This window comes from Cellulomonas sp. Y8 (assembly GCF_008033115.1).
Classification (GTDB): Bacteria; Actinomycetota; Actinomycetes; order Actinomycetales; family Cellulomonadaceae; genus Cellulomonas.
This window is the reverse complement of sequence record NZ_CP041203.1, coordinates 944,077-965,663: the sequence shown is the minus strand read 5'-3', so window position 1 is coordinate 965,663 and position 21,587 is coordinate 944,077. Positions and strand designations below refer to the sequence as shown.

At 72.2% G+C, this 21,587-nt stretch carries 24 protein-coding genes and 1 pseudogene; 11 read left to right on the top strand and 14 right to left on the bottom strand.

Translation table 11 applies throughout. The features are described from left to right. Positions 1-37: 37 nt before the first annotated feature. Positions 38-1,216, bottom strand: a complete 1,179-nt coding sequence (locus tag FKM96_RS04350) for a PIN-like domain-containing protein (protein WP_147794200.1) — start codon at positions 1,214-1,216, stop codon at positions 38-40. A 900-nt stretch (positions 1,217-2,116) separates the two neighbouring features. Between FKM96_RS04350 and FKM96_RS04340 the strand changes: the two genes are divergently transcribed. Both FKM96_RS04340 and FKM96_RS04335 read left to right on the top strand, forming a co-directional pair. After that, positions 2,117-2,371 (top strand): DUF3892 domain-containing protein, encoded by a 255-nt coding sequence (locus FKM96_RS04340; RefSeq protein WP_147794198.1) that lies wholly within the window; start codon positions 2,117-2,119, stop codon positions 2,369-2,371. Positions 2,372-2,447: 76 nt separating this feature from the next. Then, positions 2,448-3,293, top strand: a complete 846-nt coding sequence (locus FKM96_RS04335) for a hypothetical protein (RefSeq protein WP_147794197.1) — start codon at positions 2,448-2,450, stop codon at positions 3,291-3,293. Between the two features lie 156 nt (positions 3,294-3,449). On the opposite strand, the gene FKM96_RS04330 is transcribed toward FKM96_RS04335, so the two are convergent. Next, positions 3,450-3,785 carry a helix-turn-helix domain-containing protein gene (locus FKM96_RS04330; RefSeq protein ID WP_147794196.1) on the bottom strand — a complete coding sequence of 112 codons (336 nt, stop codon included), beginning with the start codon at positions 3,783-3,785 and terminating at the stop codon, positions 3,450-3,452. 253 nt (positions 3,786-4,038) lie between these two features. Between FKM96_RS04330 and FKM96_RS04325 the strand changes: the two genes are divergently transcribed. Beyond that, positions 4,039-4,773: a hypothetical protein gene (locus FKM96_RS04325; protein ID WP_147794195.1), complete on the top strand. Its 735-nt coding sequence runs from the start codon at positions 4,039-4,041 to the stop codon at positions 4,771-4,773. On the opposite strand, the gene FKM96_RS04320 is transcribed toward FKM96_RS04325, so the two are convergent. Next, entirely contained in the window at positions 4,745-5,269 is a 525-nt protein-coding gene (locus FKM96_RS04320) for a helix-turn-helix transcriptional regulator (RefSeq protein WP_147794194.1), read from the bottom strand. The genes FKM96_RS04325 and FKM96_RS04320 overlap by 29 nt on opposite strands. Positions 5,270-5,447: 178 nt before the next feature. Here FKM96_RS04320 and FKM96_RS20525 point away from each other — a divergent pair, with 178 nt between their 5' ends. Then, entirely contained in the window at positions 5,448-5,678 is a 231-nt protein-coding gene (locus FKM96_RS20525) for a type II toxin-antitoxin system MqsA family antitoxin (RefSeq protein ID WP_168216877.1), read from the top strand. A gap of 351 nt (positions 5,679-6,029) precedes the next feature. After that, entirely contained in the window at positions 6,030-6,257 is a 228-nt protein-coding gene (locus tag FKM96_RS04310; protein WP_147794192.1) for a hypothetical protein, read from the top strand. Positions 6,258-6,353: 96 nt separating this feature from the next. On the opposite strand, the gene FKM96_RS04305 is transcribed toward FKM96_RS04310, so the two are convergent. Beyond that, positions 6,354-6,611, bottom strand: coding sequence for a type II toxin-antitoxin system Phd/YefM family antitoxin (locus tag FKM96_RS04305; RefSeq protein ID WP_147794191.1), 258 nt, complete (start codon positions 6,609-6,611; stop codon positions 6,354-6,356). A gap of 873 nt (positions 6,612-7,484) precedes the next feature. On the opposite strand from FKM96_RS04305, the gene FKM96_RS04300 reads away from it, so the two are divergent. The 3 genes from FKM96_RS04300 to FKM96_RS04290 all read left to right on the top strand — a co-directional run bounded on the left by FKM96_RS04300 (position 7,485) and on the right by FKM96_RS04290 (position 8,745). Next, positions 7,485-7,889: a hypothetical protein gene (locus FKM96_RS04300; RefSeq protein WP_147794190.1), complete on the top strand. Its 405-nt coding sequence runs from the start codon at positions 7,485-7,487 to the stop codon at positions 7,887-7,889. A 62-nt stretch (positions 7,890-7,951) separates the two neighbouring features. Continuing rightward, positions 7,952-8,311: a lipopolysaccharide assembly LapA domain-containing protein gene (locus FKM96_RS04295; RefSeq protein WP_147794189.1), complete on the top strand. Its 360-nt coding sequence runs from the start codon at positions 7,952-7,954 to the stop codon at positions 8,309-8,311. Next, positions 8,308-8,745, top strand: coding sequence for a hypothetical protein (locus FKM96_RS04290; RefSeq protein WP_147794188.1), 438 nt, complete (start codon positions 8,308-8,310; stop codon positions 8,743-8,745). The genes FKM96_RS04295 and FKM96_RS04290 overlap by 4 nt, the downstream gene beginning before the upstream one ends. A gap of 327 nt (positions 8,746-9,072) precedes the next feature. On the opposite strand, the gene FKM96_RS04285 is transcribed toward FKM96_RS04290, so the two are convergent. The 6 genes from FKM96_RS04285 to FKM96_RS20995 form a co-directional block, all read right to left on the bottom strand. After that, positions 9,073-9,414, bottom strand: a complete 342-nt coding sequence (locus FKM96_RS04285; RefSeq protein WP_147794187.1) for a hypothetical protein — start codon at positions 9,412-9,414, stop codon at positions 9,073-9,075. A 429-nt stretch (positions 9,415-9,843) separates the two neighbouring features. Then, positions 9,844-10,071: a hypothetical protein gene (locus FKM96_RS04280; RefSeq protein ID WP_147794186.1), complete on the bottom strand. Its 228-nt coding sequence runs from the start codon at positions 10,069-10,071 to the stop codon at positions 9,844-9,846. Positions 10,072-10,139: 68 nt separating this feature from the next. Then, positions 10,140-11,237 (bottom strand): fatty acid desaturase, encoded by a 1,098-nt coding sequence (locus FKM96_RS04275; RefSeq protein ID WP_371300489.1) that lies wholly within the window; start codon positions 11,235-11,237, stop codon positions 10,140-10,142. 6 nt (positions 11,238-11,243) lie between these two features. Next, a complete protein-coding gene (locus FKM96_RS04270; RefSeq protein WP_147794185.1) occupies positions 11,244-11,708 on the bottom strand; it encodes a hypothetical protein in 465 nt (154 codons plus the stop codon). Between the two features lie 54 nt (positions 11,709-11,762). Continuing rightward, positions 11,763-12,068, bottom strand: coding sequence for a lipopolysaccharide assembly protein LapA domain-containing protein (locus tag FKM96_RS04265; RefSeq protein ID WP_168216876.1), 306 nt, complete (start codon positions 12,066-12,068; stop codon positions 11,763-11,765). A gap of 468 nt (positions 12,069-12,536) precedes the next feature. After that, a complete protein-coding gene (locus FKM96_RS20995) occupies positions 12,537-12,890 on the bottom strand; it encodes a DUF6221 family protein (RefSeq protein ID WP_210417366.1) in 354 nt (117 codons plus the stop codon). Between the two features lie 261 nt (positions 12,891-13,151). On the opposite strand from FKM96_RS20995, the pseudogene FKM96_RS22105 reads away from it, so the two are divergent. Further along, positions 13,152-13,856 (top strand): annotated as a pseudogene (locus FKM96_RS22105) (S8 family serine peptidase); the annotation flags it as partial. A gap of 294 nt (positions 13,857-14,150) precedes the next feature. On the opposite strand, the gene gap reads toward FKM96_RS22105, so the two are convergent. The 3 genes from gap to FKM96_RS04240 all read right to left on the bottom strand — a co-directional run bounded on the left by gap (position 14,151) and on the right by FKM96_RS04240 (position 17,367). Next, on the bottom strand, positions 14,151-15,155 hold the full coding sequence (gene gap / locus FKM96_RS04250) for a type I glyceraldehyde-3-phosphate dehydrogenase (protein ID WP_147794183.1): 1,005 nt from the start codon (positions 15,153-15,155) through the stop codon (positions 14,151-14,153). A gap of 125 nt (positions 15,156-15,280) precedes the next feature. Next, positions 15,281-16,237 (bottom strand): GlxA family transcriptional regulator, encoded by a 957-nt coding sequence (locus tag FKM96_RS04245; protein ID WP_147794182.1) that lies wholly within the window; start codon positions 16,235-16,237, stop codon positions 15,281-15,283. A gap of 35 nt (positions 16,238-16,272) precedes the next feature. Then, positions 16,273-17,367, bottom strand: a complete 1,095-nt coding sequence (locus tag FKM96_RS04240; protein WP_147794181.1) for an epoxide hydrolase family protein — start codon at positions 17,365-17,367, stop codon at positions 16,273-16,275. A gap of 199 nt (positions 17,368-17,566) precedes the next feature. Between FKM96_RS04240 and FKM96_RS04235 the strand changes: the two genes are divergently transcribed. Both FKM96_RS04235 and FKM96_RS04230 read left to right on the top strand, forming a co-directional pair. Further along, on the top strand, positions 17,567-18,151 hold the full coding sequence (locus FKM96_RS04235) for a GNAT family N-acetyltransferase (protein WP_246855197.1): 585 nt from the start codon (positions 17,567-17,569) through the stop codon (positions 18,149-18,151). 78 nt (positions 18,152-18,229) lie between these two features. Continuing rightward, entirely contained in the window at positions 18,230-19,807 is a 1,578-nt protein-coding gene (locus tag FKM96_RS04230; RefSeq protein ID WP_147794179.1) for a CYTH and CHAD domain-containing protein, read from the top strand. Between the two features lie 93 nt (positions 19,808-19,900). On the opposite strand, the gene FKM96_RS04225 is transcribed toward FKM96_RS04230, so the two are convergent. Further along, on the bottom strand, positions 19,901-21,535 hold the full coding sequence (locus FKM96_RS04225; RefSeq protein WP_147794178.1) for a methyl-accepting chemotaxis protein: 1,635 nt from the start codon (positions 21,533-21,535) through the stop codon (positions 19,901-19,903). Between the last annotated feature and the right edge of the window lie 52 nt (positions 21,536-21,587).

Here is a 21,587-nt window from a genome sequence, read left to right as displayed (position 1 = left end):
GGCGGGGGAAGGTGATCGCGATGTGGGTCGTCTCGGCCTACAACTCGTCGCTCTGCTTGTCTGGGGGTTCGGTCGAGGTGCTGGACGTGTGGGACTCGGCGACGCGGAGCAATGCTTGCCGGAGGGCCTCGTCGCGTGCTTCCCTCCGGGCGTCGTCGGTGGCATCCGCAACCGCCACGAGACGAAACCGGGCTGGACCCGGTCGCGGCGTGCCCCACGACCGGGTGCGGCCGGCGATTCTGAGGTCGTGGAGAAGGCGTTCCCGCTCGTCTTCCGCAAGCCTGGCGTACATCTCGTCGAACCGCTCGACCCACTCCTCGATCGACAGGCCGCCGTTCTCCGAAGCCTGCGCCGCTTCGGCGGTCTCGTCGACTGCCTGGCGATCGGATCCAAGCCCGAGCTGTCGCTGCGCGAGCTCGAGGAAGTCCTTCGAGGTCACTTGCGCGTACTCCAGTCCCACAACCCGGGCAAACTCTTCTACGAGTTCGGGCTGGGCTGACATCGTGCCTGCCTGCTTGAGCCACCAGTCGTCCTTGGCGTCGTCGGTGACCATCAGGACCGGTCGCCGCACCGCGGCGGCGTGCTCGAGGACCTCTGCCCAAAGTAGGTAGTCGCCCGCTGCGTTTCGCGGGATTGATTTGGTGGCCCCGTCCTTCCAGCCCGGTGGAATTCGGTTCGGTAGCCGATAGTCCATGAAGTCCCGCACTCGCGCGCGAAGCACATCGCTGGTGGGCTGGCGCAGCACGCGACGGCCGTACAACGCGCGGACCTTGTGCATGACGACGTCGTTATCGGCGTCGACAAGGGCGCGGTCCTGATCGCGCGCCGCGCGAAGGTCAACGAGCAGGGCGTCGACGTGGGGCTGCACGGTGGCTCGCAGGTCGGCGATGCGGTCGGCATGGACGTGACGTCCTCCGCCGAAGATCGCCGCGGGGCGGCTGGGTAGCTTCTCGATCTCGTTGATGAGGTCGATGTAGGAGGCCGCAAGGCTGGTGCGGACCGAGTCGGAGTTGCGCATGAACTCGATCGCGACCTGATGGGGCATGACCAGCCGGTCATGGAGTCGGTCGAGCGCCTCGAACCAGGCATCCCGCGTGGTGGCGCTCACCCGGTACAACGAGAGCAGGACGTTCGCGTCAAGCACCACGTCTGCTCCGTCGAAGACGGCCGACGGGTCTGCCGCAGCGGGCGGATCGGGCAACAGCGGGTCGCTCACAGTCTGATCTTGCACCGCCCAAAGTGTTCGAGTGGCAGATTCAGCCGGACTTGCGGCACTACGAACTGACGGGTCCCCCGCGGCGGGGGGGCGCGGTGAACGTTATGGGGTTGAATGCCGTGCCTCTCGAGCGGCATTGCCTGCCCTCACCGCCGGCCGAGATCGACTCGAACGGGGCATCGCCTCGTCGTCGCCGGTGCGTCCGCCCCGGTTACCGCGCTCTTGACCAGCACCAGAGCGAGCGCCATCAGCAGGAGGGGCGCGGCGAGCGAGGAGCAGCTGCGGCTGCAGCGGTAGATCCAGCGCCTCGATCGCGACCTCGCTGGCGAGCAGCGCGAGAGCCATGCGGATGCGCGATCTTCGGCGCGACGGTCCGGACGGCCGCCGCCACAGCCGGTCCGTTCTCCGGTTTCGAGCTCTGCTGCTCCAGCGCGACACGCCAAAGCGCGCACGCCACGCCGAAGAGCGGCGTATCCATCTGGATGTGTCCTCCGCGCGCTTCCCAGCGCGCGGTCTTGTGCGTGCAGTTGTGGATCGCTCTGGGAACTCCTATGGACGAAGGTGCAACCGTCCAGCAAGTGCGCGGACTGCTTGAGCGCGCGCTCACGCTCGCCCCTGTGGACGAAGTAGCACTGCGTCTTCCGATCGAATGCCACACGTGTAACACCAGAAGTAGTGCTGGGTTCCGATGTCGGGCACCACAGGTAGTGTGTCAGGCGAAGCACGACGACCCCGGTCAGCGACCGCTGATCGTGGGAAGCGGGCTGGCTCGGGGTCGACGGCGTTCTTTGGCGGGAACAAGTCGACACTACCTCCGGGCCTCGCGGGAGCGTCAATCGGGCGCGCCCGCGAGGCCGGAGCGCCGGTCTTCGCCGCGCTGCCTCCGAGGAGGGGGCTGCCATGGACAAGTACCGCGTAACGCACGTCAGCAAGGATCAGTCCGGTGACATCACCGCGATCGGCGTCAAGGACCGGTGGCGGCTGCCGGTGACGACCGCCATCTCCCGCATCAAGGGCGGCGTCGAGAACTACTACGTGGACTACCCCGTCCACGCCGACATCGTCGTGGGCCGCACTCGGTGGGGCACGGAGTACCTCCACAGCACCGCCGACACCATCACGCGCAACAACCTCGACAACCTCCCGCGGCTCTGAGGAGAAGCCGGCGCCGGCCAGCAGGGCGGCGCCGGCTTCTACCGCACCACGACCACGAGCCGACAGGAGAAGCCTGATGAGCGACCCGGTTTCCGATCCCCGCGAGCAGCAGCGGCGACGCGACCTTGCGCGACTCGAGACGTTCGTCGCGCGAGCGCGGCGCATCGAGTCCCACTCGCTGGCAAGCGATCTCGACAAGCTGCGACAGCTCTCCACGGGGCCCATGACCTTCAACCAGCGGGACGGGAAGTCCTACCTTCGCTACGACTTCCCGCCTGAGGAGCAGGTGGAGTCCGCGGCAGCTCGAGTTCGCCCGCTGCTGCTCACCGACGTCTCCGTCCTCGCTGTCCTGAAAGCGATCGACTCGCTCACGGCGGGCAGTTCCGAGCGCGAGGGCATCCGTGAGTGGACCAGCAAAGTGCGCAAGATGTGGAAGCGCCGCACCGCTGAGACATCGGATGGGACATCAGGCTTCTCCGCGACGTGGGAGTCCACGACCACGGGCGAAAGCGGTCAGACCGACCACGCCGAGCTCGCCAGAGCATGGATCTATGGTGACGTGGTTCACCACGACGTCGATCATCTCGAGCGGACGAAGGGGTGGGACGTCGGTGACCGGTTCCGGGCGGCCGTCCCCCTGATCGCCTACATGATGGTCGAGTCGCTCAACATCCTGGACGCAGTTCGCGAACTCGAAAAGCACGGCGAGCTCACCCTCGCGCCCCGGGCGTGGACTGACCCAGTCGTCGCTGATCCCGCCTACGAGCGCGAGGTAACGCTGCACGTCGCGCCGCCGGGGACCCCCGCGCCTGCTGATCTGACGCAACCGCTCGATGACGCTTGGGCGCGCGTGGTCGCCCCCGCGGCGCCCGCTGGCGAGACAACACGCGCGGAGCAGAACGAACTCGACGATCCCGCCTGAACACCTCAGTGCTGAGGGTTGACCGCCGCATCCGCGGGGTGGACCGTTGTGGCTTGGAACCTACACATGGCCGACGTAGGTCCTGGTGGACGCGTTCGACTCACCCCGCACAATCCCCGGTCGCGGGGCCGACCACACCCAGCATCTGACTACGGATCAGAAGTCGTCGCTGATCTCGGGTGGGCGGTGTCGCACCCTTCGGGGCAGAAGAGCCACACGCATCCGCTCGTGCTCGGCAACTCGCTGTAGCTCAAGGGGCTCAGCCTGGAACAGCGGGACGCCGCACACGACCGCCGCCTCGAACACGGTTCCCACAGCCGTTCCCGGAGCACCCTTCTCGATGCGGGCGACGAGGGCTGGTGTCACGCCCAACCGCCCCGCAAGGTCGGACGCGGTCCACCTCAGCTCCCGGCGGGCTGCGCCGATCTGCGCGCCGATCGCCATGAGGGCGTAGTTGGTGGAGGGGAGGTACGTGCGAGCCTGCTTCACCATGCGGGACCGTTCATAAGCCGAGAATAAGACGCCTAACGTGCGATTTATAAGCACTGTAGACCGTCTCGGTCGGGCCGAGTCAACGCCAGCAGGCCGCTCGTCGGTGGGGGGTCGGCTCGGCTGCGTCCCGCGGGCTTCCCGGGTCGTGCACCCAGTTCAGAAGCGCGCGATGATCCGCGCGTGCGCGATGGCCATCCACACGACCTGTCGTGCTCGTCCGCGAGCAGAGGCGTGGATGGTGCAGTCTGGCCGGATGGAGCGTGGCGAGGACACGAGCGCGGCCGTCGACGCGGTCACGTCGGCGTCGATCCGGCTGGCGTTCGGCGATCGCGGAGTCGGACGGATCCCACTGGACGGTGACATTGTCCTGTTCGCGCGCGAGGAGGCTTCGTGGCAAACGAGCGTGTCGGTCCAGGCCATGGCAGCCGCCGAGAGGGTGTGGGCTGGTAGGGGCGCCGACCGTGGCTCGCCGGAGTCAGCTGTCGCCTGCGCTCGGGCCGCGCTGGAGTTCGACCTCGCCTTCTTCGGGCTCGCGGCGGATTGGGCCACAGCTGTGGTGGATGTCGTCGCTGACGGCGCCGAAGTCGAGGTTGCCGTTGCGGTACGACCGGCTACGCGGTCGGTGCGCGGTGCGATGAGACGAGCTGCTGTCCGCATGGAGCTGGTGGACGGCGCGCCGACCGAGATCGAGTTCGTGCTGTCGGATGACGAGGTCAAGGTGCTTGACCGCCAGGAGCTGCGGCCCGAGGAGTCGTCGAGCGTGCGCGGGTTGGACGCGCTTGCATCGGTGGCGCTCGGGATGCTGGATCGTGCGCTTGAGGAGCGTGGGATGCCGCAGAGGGCGTTCTGGACATTGGACTACAGCGAGGCGCCGGCGTGGGAAGCGCCTGCGGGGACGTGTGGGGAGCTCGCCGTGTGGACGACGTTCCCCGCTGTGGGACTACCCGATGGGCGGCCGTTCACGCGACGCGACCCGTTGCTGCCGTGATCAGCGGCGCCCATGCTTCGCGGACCGCAAGGGGTAGGACCAGCTGTGCCCACAGGTCCGCGAGCAACGCCCCGTCGATCATCGCGGCGATGTCCGGGGCGGTTCCTTCGATGAGCAGCTGCTCGTACGCTCGGGCTCGCGTGTGACGGTCAGCCAGGTTCACACGTCGGTCCGGTGTAGACCACGACACGTGCAGCGGCATTTCCACGACTGCGAGCGCCTGCTCGACGGGCAGCCGTGGCAGGTGGTTCGGGACGGCGACGGTGCGGCCTCTGCCGACGGGGACGTCGGTGAACACGATGTCGTCCTCGGCGACCAGGTGGGCCCCAAGGGCGGCGAGCAGCCGTTGCGCGGTCGCCAGGCTCGGGGACTTCCTGCCGGCCTCGTACGCCGACACAGTCGGGCGTGACGTCCCGGCCCGACGTGCCAGCTCGCCCTGCGTGAGGCCGGCGCGCTCGCGCGCTCCGCGCACCACCGACGTGATCACGTCGACCACCTCCACCAACGAGCGTATCCGTTCAGATACCGCAGGCACGGCTTGCGGTGAGCTACGCAGCACGATGACGGACTCGGCCGCGAAGCGTCACGGGATGACGCTGTCGTGCCGGGGCGCAGCTTGGTTGACGTGCACGCCTGGCACACTCGAAGCCGGGCCACAGCGAAAGGAGGCGCTGATGGACTGCGCCAGGTGCGACGGCACACGGGTGCCGGCCACGCGTCCCCGGGTCGTCGAGCGCGACGGCCGCCTCGCGGTCGTGCGTGACGTGCCCGTGGAGATCTGCGACAACTGCGGCGAGGTGTACCTCGACGCCGCAGTCGCCATGCAGCTCGACGTCCTGTTTCGGCAAATGCTGGGCGGACCGGTCGAGCAGGCGGTCGGGCGCTTCGTGCCCGCTGCGGCCTGAGGGCAGCACCGCAGCCCCGCACAACTGTGCGGGGCAGCGCCCGTTCGCGGATGACCCCGTGTGGACCGAGCGAGGGCATCTGACGGCGCTTCCATGCCCCCACCTGCGCGCCGGGGCGTCCCGACCCCCGCGACGAGGTGCACTACGACCTCGTCGTGACCGCCAGACCAGACCTGAACCCCGGCCGCCAGCTGACGGTCTCGCCCGCACAGCGTTGAGCCGCCCGAGGCCGGCTCGCTCCGACGTTCGAACGCGTCCTGGCGGACCTCGGCGAGCCGCAGGCGCTGCCTGCTCGCCGACCGTCCACCAGAGGTGCCCAGTAGCGTGAGCACAAGGACTGGAGGAACGCTCATGTCGACCTCGCTCACCAAGGCCGTGGTGTCGGTCGAGGTGCCGCCGCAGGCGCGCCCGAACGGGCACTTCTACATCCATGAGGCCCAGCTCGACGGCGACGAGAACCTCGCCGAGCTGGACCGAATCGAGATCCTCGACGAGGGCGGACGGTACGTGGCCGCTGTCGTCGAGGAGATCACGCACGACACCTTCGGCCCGGTCTACCGGGTCAAGCTCGGGAGCTGAACGCCAGCTTCCCGGGGCGCCTCACTCAGCACGGCCGCTGACGCGGCCGGCCTGATCGCCTGGCGTCGGTTGGGGCGAGTTCCGCGTGTTGGCGGATCAGCGGTCGGGTTGCTGGCTCACCTGCGACGTCAGCAGCCGCGTCGCCGAGCCGATGTCCGCTTCGAGTTGGTCGTCCAGCGGCGGGAGCCCGGCCAACGCCCGCCGGAGCGCTCCGGCCGTCGGCGCAGCTCCGGCGGGCCGAAGCTCCGCGACCACCCGGCCCGACCGGGTGATCGTGAACGTCTCGCCGCGCGCGACTGCGTCCAGCAGACCGGACAGGTGCCGGGCCGCGCGGGTAGCGGTGACGGTGCGCATGCGTCGAGCGTAGGACGGCGGCGTCCCGGCCCCGGTCGGTTTGGTGCGGTGGTGCCGGGCGCAGGCTGCGGAGCCAGCGCGCCAGCCGCCTCGGGGCCCTTGGCTCGGGTGCTAGGCCGCGTGAACTCGAGAGGAAGTCGTCTCACAGCCGCATTGCCTGGGCTCGCAATGTCTGGGCCTGGCGGTAGCCGTCGAGGCGCTGGCCGTGTGATCGGTGTCCCGCGTGCCTGCTTCGATGGATCCATGACCGTAACGGGTGTGCAGATGCACAGGCATGACGCCTTGATCAGCGAGAACGCCGAATGGCCGCCAGGTCGCTCGCAAGCCCTCGTGATCCCCCCGCTACAACGCAGACCTGCCAGCGCAGGTTTGGGCGAAGGCCCCCAGGGATCTCCCTGGGGGCCTTCGGCGTTTTCACGCGGGTTCGACGCACCGTGGGCCGGGGATCTGGGGTCTGACCCCGCAATTGCGGCCTGTGCAGCTGCACACCAGGTGCCTGGGCACGGTCGCGGTGCCCACCCACTGCCACCCCTGGCTTCACCTGCGGGTCAGCCGTGGGCCGGTCGCGCTCCGGTTGCGCACCGGGTGTGCACCGAGGGCGAGCCGTTGAGCCTGATCGCCGTGCGCTGGCTCTGGCTGGAGGCGAGCCGGTCCGAAGGTGGAGGCTTCACGCCTCTCGTCGGCGGGGCGGCCGCGCGTACCAACAGGGGTCCGTTGGCTCGGCTGTGCGGTTGTCGCACGGGCAGTGCGACGACGGGTGTGCCGGGACCGAGGGGGAGGTCCGGCGCGTGCGGACATTGCGGGGTTCTGCGTACGACTCACGGTCGCCCTGCGAACGCGGCCAGTGGGGCCGCCGCACGAGGGACTGACGCCATGTCGAGCACCACCATCCGCGGGCTGAACCGCGACGAGTGGCTGACCCGGGACGAGATCGCCGGGTTGATGGGTCGCACGGAGGACACCGTGCGCCGGCTGCAGCGGGACAACGCGCTGCGGACGCGCTCGGGTGAGAACGGCAAGGTGCTGCTGCAGCTCGGCGACCTCATCGATCTCGGCAAGATCTCCGAGTCGGTCCTCGAGCCGCAGGTCAGCGAGCCGGGCACGGGGCACATCCATCCAGCGGCGCCTACCGGCACCACACATGGGTGTCACCTACTCGTGCAGCAGACCCTCCCGCCCCTTCCGGGTCTGTCCAGACGGCCGACCCAACGCCGCAGACCCGGGCACCGGGCTGGGAACCGGGAGGTCAGAACCGAGTCTGCGGGCGTAGACTGTTGATCAGCCCGGTGTCGAGGACCTCTCAGTGAGGCGACGACCCGGATCCAGCATCGGAGGGCGTCATGCCCGTCCAGCCTGCTTCCCACTCCACACCCGCCCGCAGCCGGCAGCCCCTCGAGCCCACGGTCCGGGCACCTCGCCCCAGCGAACCCACCCGGGCGTCGGGAACCCGCACGAGCGCCGCATGGTTCGGCATCTGCGTCGGCGTCCTGGTCCTGGCCGCGCTCGTCGTGTTCATGGTGCAGAACACCGGCCCCGTCGCGGTCTCCTTCCTCGGCATGACCGGGACAGCTCCGCTTGCCCTGACGCTGCTCATCGCAGGCCTCGGCGTGGGCATCGTGGTCCTGGTGTTCGCCTCTTTGCGCATCGGCCAGCTCCGCCGCCGTTCCGCCAGCGGCCACCCGACCGGAGCACGACGGTGACCGCCTACGGCGAGCTCGCCACCAGCGAGCAGCCGCTCCGGCTCGCGTCGATCCTGACCAGCGCCCTGCCTGCGCTGCTCGGAACGAGCCAGGCGCCGACGCAGTACACGGTCCCGGCCGTGTTCTCCCGCCAGGTGTCCGTGCCCGAGAAGACCGCGATCGAGGGACCGGAGACCGTCCGCCGGCTCACCGAGCGCGGCTACCCGCAGGTGACGCTGCAGGTCTCGGACAGGCGCCTGCTCATCGGCCGCACCAGCCTCGAGCAACTCGAGGACGGGCTCGCGCACGAGATCGCGCTGACGCTGACCGACATCGGGCGCGCCGTCGCCCGTGAGCGCGACGAGCGAGCGGCCGCAGCGACCGCGCGTCAGTCCGTGGAGGCGGACCGCGCGGTCGACGTGCAGCGGTCGGTGGACCGCATCGTCTTCGAGTAAGCGTCGCCGTTCGACGGCGCGATCCGGGTCGAGCCCGTTCGATCCGAGGCGCCGGCGGCCGGCGGCCGCGCCACAGCGCACGCTGCTCGGCTCGTCCGCGGGCGCAGGGGGTCCGCGGGCGAGCTCGACTGGTACAGAGACGTATCAAGTTGCGACGAGTAGCCCGGGCGCAGCGGTGGTTCGAGTCACCGACCGCGGCGAAGCGCGGCGCGGGTGATCTCGGGCGTACCCGCGAGCCTCCCCATCCCGCCGCGTCAGCCCGACGCAACAGGCCACGAGGTGCGTGGCTCGGGGGGACTTTCGGCTGTCACCGCGCGTCGGCGGGCCTCAGCGCCCGGATCCGAGGTCGTCAGCAGGGAGCTGCGCCGTCTCGTGAGGCGTCAGATCGGGTGCAACCACCGGCAGCGCACCGAGGCCGATCGAGTCGAGCACCTCGTGCAGGCGGGTCTTGAGCTCCCGCTCTGCGTCGGCCTTGCCCTGCAGGTAGGCGAGCTGTGCTGCTGCTCCGACTGCTGCGCCGGTGCTGCGGTACGACCCCCAGATCTCCTCCTCCGCGAACGTCCCGCTGTGGAGGCGGACGACCTCGACGTACTCACCTCGCTGACGACCCGTCCAGTACGTGTGGTCGGCGGTGTAGTCACGCCAGCCTGGCTCCTGCATCGTGGGCACTTCACACCATCCTCATCGAGTTTCGCCGTGCGCGTCACGCTCCCCACGGGACGGTGACCGACGCACTCGGGACGGACCTGAGCGGCTGCTGCGGCCTTGCTGGCGTGGTCGAGCTGGACATCGGGCCCCCGTAGTAGCTCGCAGCAGATGAAGTCCCTCCGGGCCACCAAGCTCGGGGCGACGCGGTGGTGGTTCAGCAATCGTCGCGGCGGCCCCGCACGCGCAGGGCGGGGCGTCGAGCCGCGAGCCGGCGCCGCATGCGCGGCTGAGTAACACCCACGCGCTGTTCCACGGGCCCCGTAGCGGCCCTCGTGCGCTCCGTGCATGTCGGGAGGCCGGACGCGCGCGCCGGACCCGTTCCACCCCCGGCACCGACGACGCGGCTCCTGCAGACCTGACCCCGGCCGTCCGGGCGAGGTGGACCGCTCGTCACTCGGTACGGGGCGACGTGTTGATGTCGTCCGGGTCGGGCCCGGGGCTGGTCGGCGGCTCGCCAGGTGTACCGGGGCCGTCGGCGTCGCGGTCGGCATCGGTCGGGGAGTCGTAGGACGGGTTGATGTCGTCGAGGTTCGCTCCCGGGCTCGCCGAGGGCGCGGGTACCGCGTCCGACGATCCGTCGCGGCGTGCGGGGTGCGGCACAGGCGTGGTAGCGCTCATGGTGCTGGGTCCTCTCCGACCCTGAGGGCCAGGCGTTGGATCGACCAGGGGTTGTCAGGCGAGGTGGGTCACCGCGACGAGCGGTACTGCGCAGCCAGCGGGCATTGGAAGGGGTCGGTGGCGGCGAGCCCGACCTTGTTGAGGTGGCGGATGACGATGCCGTAGGACCGGTGCAGGCTGGTCTCGGTGTACGCGATGCCGTGCGCGGCGCAGAACGCGCGCACGGTCGGCTGCAGCCGGCGCAGGTTCGGACGCGGCATGCTGGGGAACAGGTGGTGCTCGATCTGGTAGTTCAGGCCGCCCATGAACGTGTCGATGACCCGGTTGCCGCGGATGTTGCGGCTCATGAGCACCTGCCGGCGCAGGAAGTCGATCCGCACGTCCCGCGGGACCAGCGGCATACCTTTGTGGTTGGGGGCGAACACGGCCCCCATGTACAGGCCGAACAGCCCCAGCTGCACGCCCAGGAACGCGAACGCCATCCCGACCGGCAGCATCCAGAACACCAGCGCGAGGTACCCGCCCAGGCGGAGCGTGATGAGCACGATCTCCACGGGGCGGCGCTTGACCGGCCCGCGACCGAAGATCGTCTTCACGCCGGACACGTGCAGGTTCAGGCCCTCGAGCAGCAGGACGGGGAAGAACAACCAGCCCTGGCGCCGGGTCAGCCACCCCGTGAGGCCGGTGCGAGCCGCCGGCAGGTCCTCGGTGTGGAACACGATGACGTCGGTCGCGATGTCGGGGTCCGCGCCGACCTGGTTCGGCTTGGCGTGATGACGGGAGTGCTTGTGCTGCCACCAGCCGTAGCTCATCCCCGCGTACAGGTTCGCGATGATCAGGCTCGACCAGTCGTTCCAGCGCCCCGACTCGAAGATCTGGCGGTGGGCGGCGTCGTGCCCCAGGAACATCACCTGCCCCAGCACCGCGGCCAGGACAGCGGCGGTGACCAGCTGCCACCACGAGGGGCCCACGGCGACGAACGTCACGACCGTGGCCACCAGCAGGGCGGTGAGCACCAGGAACTGCGTCCAGTAGTACCCGTGGCGGCGGCGCATGAGACCGGACTCCTGCACCTGGCGGCTCAGGTCGGTGAACTCGCTGACCTGCCGCTCCCGTGCCGGCCGGACCGGCGCCCTCCCGGTCGGGGCTGACGTGCGGGTGTCCACGGGGCCCTACTCGAACGTGATCGCCGACACCGCGGCATGCACCGTGGCGGTGCGGCGGCGTTCATCCTGTACATGCACCTCGGCGGCCGCCGCACGTTCGTCACCGACTCTGCGCAGCTCCCGCCCCAGCTCCTGGAGCATGTCGTTCAGCGCACGGGCCAGCCCGTCGCGGAGCTGCTCGAGCGTGGTGCCCTCGACGAGCAGACGCCGGTCAGACACGACCAGGTGCAGGCCAGGGCCCCCGCCGCACTCCTCGGCGATGCTGGCCGCGGTCCACGGATCCTCGATGTGCTGACGTTCGTGCGGGCTCACGCGGCGCGAGAAGATCAGCGGGACCGTGTACGAGGCGGGCTGGGCGGCCGTGCCGAGCTCAACAGGGAGGCCGGACTCGAGCACGGACACCACACGCAGGAAGTCACCCGCGGTGTTGTCGGTCCGGGAGGTGGAGGAGACGGGCGAGAGTGCGGTCATGGCAGGACCTCGGTCCGGTGGGTGGGCGGCGAACGCACGGCGTCGCCGACGTGCTCAGAGCGCGAGACGCTGCTCGCTGTTGCGCAGACGGCGGCGCAGCTGCCCGATCCGCAGGCCGCCGACGAGCAGGACCACCAGGGCCGCCCCCAACGCCGCGATCAGCAGGATCGCGGCCAGCGGAGCCGCGCCCATCATGCCGAGGAAGGACACCGTCACGGATTCGGTGTTCTGCAGCATGAACACGACCAGCGCGATCATGATGAGGACCCCGACCGTGATGCCGAACCACGCGGCGCTCGTCCGGGTGCCCGAGCCGCGCTGACGCACGTCGTCCTGGGGGTCGCGGATCTCGGGCAGCACCGGCTCACGGCCATGCTGCGGGCGAGAGCGGGAGACTGGCTGGACGGGCATGACGCCCTCCGATGCTGGATCCGGGTCGTCGCCTCACTCAGAGGTCCTCGACACCGGGTTACTCCGAGCGTACGCCTCCAGGCCCCGGGCCGCCGCTCGGCGCCATCGCCCCGGGATCGGGGTCTGCGCTGATCACCGCGCCTCGCCGAGACAGGGCGTGAACCGCCCCGGGTTCCATGAAGGCGCCGACTCGACGCGAGAAACTCGCAGTTGATGAGAGAACTGGTTGCTGACCTGGTGCAACGTCATGACCGGGCACCGGCCCCGACGCCATCGGCGCGTCCTCGATGTAGCGCCTGACGTGCGGACACACCGCATCGCACGGTGAGACGAGTCCTCTCACCTGGTTGATACTCGTCCTAGCGGCGCGCCGACCACGACCATGACGTCGACGTGAGGGCGAGCACGGCCTGCCGCTCAGGCCCGCCAGGTCGGTCGAAAGTCGGGGTGCCCCTCGTACAGCGACGCCATGGCGCGCAGGATCCGGTCACCGACGTAGTGCACGCCGCTGTCGTGCCGCGAACCGGCCTCGCGCTCCATGTCCACGGTCTCGTCGAGGCCCGTCGCCTCGTCCGCGAGGACGATCAGCTCCCGCCGGACGCGGCATTCGGCCAGGACGCGCACCGGGTCCGCGGGATCCCTGCGGTAGACGGCGTCGTCCGTCCGACCCGCTCCATGGCGGGGTCCGCCGTGACCGCCGCCCTGCAACTGACGACGGGCGGCAGCCTCGCTCTCGGCGATGCGCTCGAGGAGGAAAGCCGTGAGCGTCATCGAAGGGGCGTCCTCGGATCGGGATCTCTGCGGCACGTGGTCGTTCTCATCCGCCTGCGCGCGCACCCCCCGCCGGATGCGTCCGGGGGTGCGACCGCCGGGAGTCGAGCCGGCTGACGACGGTTGGGTCAAGAATCACACTCCCGAGCGGACCCGGCATCTGGCGGACCCACGAGACGAGTAGCCGGTCGCGACGAATGCCGCACCCGGCGCGGATGTCGAGCCGGGCTCGCCCGTCGATGTGCCGCGACGGCACGGCAGATGGGCCAGGCGCGCGGGCGCGGCTCGCTCGAAGGCGTGGTCGCTCAGCGCCGGACACCGGTGCGGCTTGCTGGTCGACCGCTGAGCGTGCGAGTTCTGGATGACGACGCGAACTTCCCGGATGACGAGCGCTGGGAGAACGAGCGGATCTGGGCACTCGAGACCGCCGTCGCTGCAGGGGCGCGCGTCGTGAACCTCTCGCTGGGAGACTCGAGGCGCCCGTACCTGGCGACCGGGCCGACGCCGCTGGCTGCAACGGTCGATTCGTTCGTGCGTGAGCACGGCATCGTCGTGGTGATGAGTACGGGCGACATGTTCCCAGGTGTGTACGACAGCGATGCAGGCGCCGAGAAGTTCACCGATCGACTTCTCGGGGGAGACGACGCGGGGCCTCTTGACTCGGCGACGAGCGCACTGTCCTTGACGGTGGGCGCGCTCGGGGCCGACGAGGGACGAGGGGTGCGAGAGGCGAAGGACTCCGTCGACGTGCTGCCGTTCGGTTCGGCGAATGCGCCCTCGCCATTGACGCGTCGTGGACCGGGGGCGGCGAACATGATCAAGCCGGAGCTCGTGACGCCGGGCGGGCATCTGATGAGCACCGGGGTCAGCTCCGCTCCTCAGTCGAAGGCGTCCTCGGGGGTGCTGGGCGCGGAGGGCCGAAGTCGAGACCGGCTGCTGACGACTGGGTCGGGATCCAGCTTCGCGGCGCCACTCGTCACCCACGGCGTTGCTCGTGCACTCGGAGCCAACGCTGGCTTCAGTGGACCCCGGACTCGCTCTGCGAGTCCAGGAATGATCGGTGTCCTGCGTGCCTGCTCCGATGATCTCGTGACCATGACGAGGGGTGGGCAGATGCACAGGCACAATTCGCTGAGCAGCGAAGACGTGGTCGGTCCACCAGGCCGCTCGCCCGCCCCGGTGATCCCCCCGCTACACAGTGCCGATGCAGATCGGTGGCGAAGGCCCGGACCGCACGGTCCGGGCCTTCGTCGTCCCGGCTCAGCCCTGCGACCGCCCGATCAGCTCGAGCGTGTCGACCACGCGGTTCGAGAAGCCCCACTCGTTGTCGTACCAGGCCACGACCTTCACGTGCCTCCCGTCGACCCGCGTCAGGTGCGAGTCGAAGACCGACGACGCCGGGTTCCCGACGATGTCGGACGAGACGAGGAAGTCCTCGGAGTACTCGAGCACCCCGGCGAGCGGCCCGGCCGCCGCGGCGCGGTACGCCGCCAGCACGTCCTCGCGGGTGACGTCGCGCGCGACGGTCGCGTTCAGCTCGACCACGGAGCCCACGGGGACGGGCACCCGGATCGAGTCGCCCGACAGCCGGCCGTCGAGCTGCGGAAGCACGAGCCCGATCGCCTTGGCGGCGCCGGTCGTCGTCGGGACGATGTTGACCGCGGCCGCCCGCGCGCGGCGGGGGTCGCGGTGCGGGCCGTCCTGCAGGTTCTGCTCCTGCGTGTAGGCGTGCACCGTCGTCATGAACGCGTGATCGACGCCGGCCAGCTCGTCGAGGACGAGGGCCAGCGGCGCGAGGGCGTTGGTCGTGCACGAGGCGTTCGAGATCACGGTGTGCGCGGCCGGGTCGTAGGCGTCGGTGTTGACGCCGTACGCGATCGTGACGTCCGCCCCGTCGGACGGCGCGCCGACGAGCACGGCGCGCGCGCCGGCGTCGAGGTGGCCGCGCGCGGCGGCGGCGCTCGCGAACCGCCCGGTCGACTCCAGCACGACGTCGACGCCGAGCTCCGCCCACGGCAGCCGGGCGGGCTCGCGCTCCGCCAGGACGGCGATGCGCCGCCCGTCGACGACCAGGTGGTCGCCGTCGACGGACACGGGGCGGCCGAGCCGGCCCGCGGTGGAGTCGAAGGCGAGCAGGCGGGCGAGGGCGGCCGGCTCGGTGAGGTCGTTGACGGCGACGACCTCGAGGTCGCTGCCGCGCTCGAGGAGCGCGCGCAGGACGTTGCGGCCGATGCGTCCGAAGCCGTTGATGGCGACGCGGGTCATGGGGATCCTCCCGGTGGTGTCCGTGGGTGACGCCACCAGCCTCGGCGTGCGGGCGCGGCGCCGACAGCGGCGCGAGCGCCATGGTCCGCACGGATCTCGCCAGCCTCCCGGGCGGTCGCGCCGCGCTACTCGCCCCGGGCGAACGTCCGGCGGTACTCGCTCGGCGTCGTCCCCAGCACCCTCTGGAAGTGCCGCCGCAGGTTCGCACCCGTCCCCAGCCCGACGTCCACGGCCACCTGCTCCACGGACCGCGCCGAACGCTCCAGCAGCTCGCGGGCGACGTCCACCCGGGCCCGCAGCACCCACTCCATCGGCGTGTACCCGGAGTCCTCGACGAACCGACGCGAGAACGTCCGCGGCGACACCGCCGCGTGCCGGGCGAGCGCCTCCAGGGTCAGCGGCTCCCCGAGCCGGTGCAGGGCCCACTCCCGCGTCGCGGCGAACCGCTCGCCGAGCGGCTCCGGGACGCTCCGCGGCACGTACTGCGCCTGGCCGCCGGAGCGGTAGGGCGCGGCGACGAGGCGGCGAGCGGCGTGGTTCGACGGGGCGACGCCGAGGTCGCGCCGGATGAGGTGCAGGCACAGGTCGATCCCGGACGCCGCACCCGCGGAGGTGAGGACCTGGCCCTCGTCGACGAACAGCACGTTCTCGTCGACGGTGACCCGTGGGTACCGGGCGGCGAAGGCCCGCGTGTAGTGCCAGTGCGTCGTGGCCCGGCGGTCGTCGAGGAGACCGGTGGCGGCCAGCGCGAACGCTCCCGTGGAGATCGCGGCGAGGTCGGCGCCCCGCGCGTTGGCGGCGAGCAGCGCGGCGACGACGGCCGGCGGCGGGTCCTCCTGGTCGGGGTGCCGGTAGCCGGGGATGAACACGACGTCGGCCCAGGCCAGCGCGTCGAGCCCGTCCGCGACGTGGTACGACAGGCCGTCGCCCCCGCGGACCAGGCCCGGGGCCGGACCGCACACGCGGACCTCGTACGGCATGCTCGGCCGGTTCGTGAACACCTGGGCCGGGATGCCGACGTCGAGCGGCTTGGCGCCCTCGAGCACGAGCACGGCGACGCGACGGAGTCGGGTGGCGGGCACGGCGTCAGCGTAGGGCGCGCCCGGTCCCGCCCGGCTCAGCCCTGCCGGCGGAGCTCGACCGCGCGGCGCACCCCCCACAGGTAGTCGGCCGGTCGCTCCCAGGCGGCGAAGTGCCCGCCGTGGGCGTGCTCGCGCCAGTCCGCGACCGCGAAGAACCGCTCGGCGAACCGGCGCGGGGCGTTGACGAGGTCGTGGCCGAACACGGTGAACACGGTGGGTGCCTCGACGCGAGGCCAGTCCTTGGCGCCGCCGGCGGCGTACGGGGTGAAGGACGTCCCGATCGCACCGGTGAACCAGTACGCGCTGACCCAGGTCAGGGCCTCGTCCGGCGTGAACGCCCGTGCCAGGTCGCCGTCGGAGTCCGTCCAGTCCACCAGCTTCTCGACGATCCACGCGGCCAGGCCCGCGGGGGAGTCGCCGAGCCCCACCGCGAGCGTGCCGGGCCGGGTGGCCTGCTCGTGCATGTAGCCGCCCCGCTCCGCCTGCCACCGGTGCCCGTACGCGACGTACGCCCGCTCCTCCTCCGACAGGTCATCGGGCAGGTCGACCAGGAAGTGGTACTGGGAGACGTCCGTGAGGTGCAGGGCGGTCACGGCGTCGGGGTGCCGGGCGGCGAGCGCCTCCGCGACGTCGCACCCCACGTCGCCCGCCGACAGCACGTAGCGCTCGAACCCGAGCTCGCGCAGCGCGCCCGCGACCGCGTCTGCCATGTCGGCGGCGGAGAGGCCACCCCCGTCGACCGGTGCCGCGAACGGGAACCCGGGCAGCGCCGGGACGACCACCGTCAGGTCCGCCAGCGCGGGAAGCACCCGCTCGAAGCGCAGCACCGAGTCGGGCCAGCCGTGCAGCAGGACCACGACCGGGGCGTCGGGAGCGCCGCGGCGCACGATCGCCCGCACCGGGACCGCCGCGTCCTCGGTCTCGAACCAGGGCTGGGCCGCGATCCGGTCCTCCTGGGCGCGCCAGTCGAACCCGGTGCGCCAGTGCGCGAGGAGCGCGGCCAGCACGTCGCGGTCGACACCGGTCGGCCGGCCCAGGGCGGGCGTCGGGACCGTGCGGGTCCGGGCCAGCCGGTCGGTCAGGTCGTCGAGCGCGTCCGGGGAGACCCGGACGAAGGCGTGCTCGCGCATGCGCGTCCCCTCGTCGGTCGTGGTGCCGTCCTGCGGTCGGGACCAACCTGGCACCGAGCACCGACACCGGGCCACCCCGCGACGGCGGAGACGGGCCGGGTCCCGGGGAGGTGACGCGGGAGGCGGGGCGACCCGCGCCGACGGACCGGGCGTCCGAAATCCGGGGACGGCGGCGCCGCCCGGCCGTACCGTGGCGCTCGTGCTGCTGCGCCGCGAGGGACCCACCGACCACGACGCGGTCCGCGCTCTGCACGCGGCCGCGTTCGGCGACCACGGCGCTACGGTCGCCGACCTGACGGACGACCTGCGGGCGACGCTGCTCGACGGGGCCGGTGCCGGCCGTCCCGGGGCGCCCGGCACGGTTCGCGGAGGGTCGTGGGTCGCCGCCGCGCCCGACGGGACCGTCGCCGGCCACGTGATGCTGACCCCGGCCCTGGTGGACGCGCCCGCACGCCTGGTCGACGTGCTGGTGCTGAGCCCGCTGGCGGTGCACCCGGACCACCAGCGGCGGGGCACGGGCGCCGCGCTCGTCGCCCACGCGCTCGCCCGGGCGGAGGCGCAGGGTGCGCCGCTGGTGTTCCTGGAGGGGGACCCGGGGTACTACGGGAGGCTGGGCTTCCACCCCGCGGGGCCGGAGGGCTTCCGGAAGCCGTCGCTGCGGATCCCCGACGCCGCGTTCCAGGTGGCCCGGCTGCCCGCGGCCCGGCCGTGGATGTCCGGCACGCTGGTGTACCCGGACGTGTTCTGGAGGCACGACGCGGTGGGTCTGCGCCCGGCACCCTGACGCTCGCAGCCGGCTCGGCGGGACGACCGCGCGGCGGCACGGTCGCCGCGGCGACGGTCCCGGGATACAACGGGGGGCATGGCTGACGTGCACCGCGAGATCGAGCGCAAGTACGCCACCGGCCCGGACGTCGAGCTCCCGGCGCTGACCGAGCTACTGGCCGGCACCACCGGGCTGCCCGACGGCGGCACCCCGGTCGCCACGAGCGACGACGCCGTCGAGCTGGTCGCGACCTACTTCGACACCGCCGACCTGCGGCTCGCCGCGGCCGGGCTGACGCTGCGCCGGCGCACCGGAGGCGACGACGCGGGCTGGCACCTCAAGGTCCCGGCAGGCCCGGACGAGCGGTCCGAGGTCCGGCTGCCGCCGGGGCGGGCGGTGCACACCGTGCCCGCGCCGCTGCGCGCGTTCGTGCACGCCGCGACGCTGGGTGCGACGCTCCGGCCGGTCGCCGAGGTGCGGACGTCGCGGGCGGTGCACCGGCTGGCGGACGCGACCGGCCGGGTGCTGCTCGAGCTGGTCGACGACCGGGTCACGGCGCGCCGGGTCCGTCCGTCGGGCTCGACGGTCGACGTCGTCGGCGCGCCCGAGGAGTGGCGCGAGGTCGAGGTCGAGCTGGTCGAGGGCGCGGGCGACCTGCTGGACGCGGTCGAGGAGCGGCTCGCCGCCCTGGGCGTGCGCCCGGCGGAGCAGCGCTCCAAGCTGGAGCGGGTGCTCGGGCCGGCCGACGAGCACGCGACCACCCGCGGCCGGCCGACGCCGAAGTCCCCCGCCGGGGACGTCGTGCTCGGCTACGTCGCGGACCAGCTGGACCGGTTGCGCGAGCAGGACCTGCGCGTCCGGCTCGGCGCCCCCGACGCGGTGCACCAGATGCGGGTCGCCGCCCGGCGGGTGCGCAACGCGCTGCGGACGTTCCGCCGGCTGTTCGAGCCCGGTGTCGTGCGGCCGCTGCGGGACGAGCTCGGCTGGCTCGCGGACGTGCTCGGCCGGGCCCGCGACGCGGAGGTGCTGCGCGAGCGGGTGCGGTCCGCGGTCGAGGGCCCCGGCGCGGAGGAGGCCGTCGGCTCGGGGACGCACGCGGTCGCGGTGGCCGCGGACGCGGAGCTCGGCCAGGCGGCGCGGGACGCGCTCGACGCGCTCCTCGGCGAGCTCGACGGTGACCGGTACCGGCGCCTGCTGCGCGACCTCGCGGCGTTCGTGGCGGAGCCGCGCTACTCCGACGAGGGGCGGCGCCGGGCGCGGCGCGTGCTGCCCGCCCAGGTCGCCCGGCGGGACCGCCAGGTGCGGCGGCGGCTGCGGCGTGCGCGCCGGGTGCCCGAGGGGCGGCGCCGCGACGACGCGCTGCACGACGCCCGCAAGGCCGCCAAGGCCGCCCGGTATGCGGGCGAGTCGGTCGCGGGCGTCCTCGGGACGGACGCCGCCCGGTACGCGCGCCGGATGGAGGACCTCCAGGAGGTGCTCGGCGAGCACCACGACTCGGTGGTCACCCGGGCGCGGCTCCGGGACCTCGCCCGGCACGCGCCGAGCACCGAGGTGGCGTTCTTGTACGGCCGGCTGCACGCCCTGGAGGAGGCGCGCGGGCGGGAGACCGAGCGGGCGGCACGGGGCGTGGCCCGCGCGGCGGGCAAGCGCGGGCTCCGCCGCTGGCTCGGCTAGCCGCACCCGCGGCGGCCGAGGTCGAGGGCGTCCCGCCGCTGCGGGGGAGGAACCATCGGCCCCGCCGGGAACCCTCGACCTCGCGCGCCCGGCTCAGACCCGGAAGCCGCCCACCAGCCGCTGCAGGTCCGTGGACATCTCTGCGAGGGACGTCACCGCCCGGCGGGACTCGGCGGCGCCCTGGGTGGTGAGGTCCGCCGCGCCCGCGACCCCCGCGATGTTGCCGGCGATCTCGCCGGTGCCGGTGGCCGCCTCGGCGACGCTCCGGTTCATCTCGGCCGTGGTGGCCGTCTGCTCCTCGACGGCCGACGAGATGGACAGCTGGAAGTCGTTGATCTGGGTGATGATGCCGGCGACGTCGTCGATCGCCGCGACCGCGCCCGCGGTGTCCGCCTGGATCGACTCGACGCGGCGTGCGATGTCCTCGGTCGCCCGCGCGGTCTCCTGCGCGAGCTCCTTGACCTCGCCGGCGACGACCGCGAAGCCCTTGCCGGCCTCGCCCGCGCGGGCCGCTTCGATGGTGGCGTTGAGCGCCAGCAGGTTGGTCTGCTCCGCGATCGAGGTGATCAGCTTCACCACGTTGCCGATCTCCTTGCTCGACTCGCCCAGGCGGTCGACGGTCGCTGTCGTCGTCCCGACGGCGGACACGCCCCGGCCGGCGACCTCGGCGGCCCGCGACGCGCTCCGGGCGATCTCCTGGATCGAGGCGCCCATCTGCTCGGAACCGGCCGCCACGGTCTGGACGTTCCGGGACACCTGCTCCGCGGCGGCGGAGACGACGCCCGCCTGGGCGGCCGTCTCCTCCGCCGAGGCCGCGATCTGCCCGCTGCTCGCGGACATCTGCTCGGCGGCGGAGGCGAGCGCCGTCGAGGACCGGTCGATGGTGCCGATCACCCCGCGCAGCGTGCCGACGGCCGCGTCGAGGGCGGCGCCCATCCGGCCGACCTCGTCGCGGCTCGTCAGGCCGGACGTCACCGTGAGGTCGCCCTGCTCCAGCGCGGCGGCCACGACCTGGACCCGCTGCAGGCCCCGCACGATCGACCGGGCGACGAGGGCAGCCAGGCCCAGCGCGAGCGCCGTGCCCGTGACGAGCAGCACGACCACGAGGGTGCGGCTCGTCCGGTAGTCGGCACCGGCGCGGTCCACCGCCGCGGCGGCGTCGGACTCCTCGCGCTCGACGAGCGCGGTGGCGCTCGCGGACATCGCGTCGATGATGGGCTGGGCGACCGTGTCCCGGGCCTCGGCGAACGCGGCGGTGTCGTGCGCGCGGCTGGCGACGAGCAGCTGGCCGTCACGGACCTCGAGGTAGTCGGCGAGCGCCGCCTCGAAGTCCTGCAGCGCGCCCCGCGAGTCGTCGTCGAGCGGCAGCGCGGCGTAGGCGGCGAGCGCCTCGCGGAGCTCCGCCTCGCTCGCGGCGATCCTGTCCTCGAACCGGGCCATGACGGCGTCGTCGGTGGACAGCGCGTGGTTGGTGACGTCGAGCCGCATCTGGACCATCGCCCGCCGCAGGGTCGCGGCCTGCTGCAGGCCGACCACGTTCTCGGCGTACATGGCGGTGGTGGCGGCGTTCGTCGACCCCAGCGCCACGAGGCCGACGACCCCGACCAGGGCGCCGACGGCGGCCGCGAGCAGGACGGCGGCGAGGATCCGGGCGCGAACGCCGCGGTCGCCGAGCCAGGACAGGACGGACGGGCGCCGGGCGCCCACGGTGACGGTGGTGGTGGTCACGGGATCTTCCTCCGGGCGTGCGCGCGGGGCGCCCCCTGCACCCCGGTGCCCG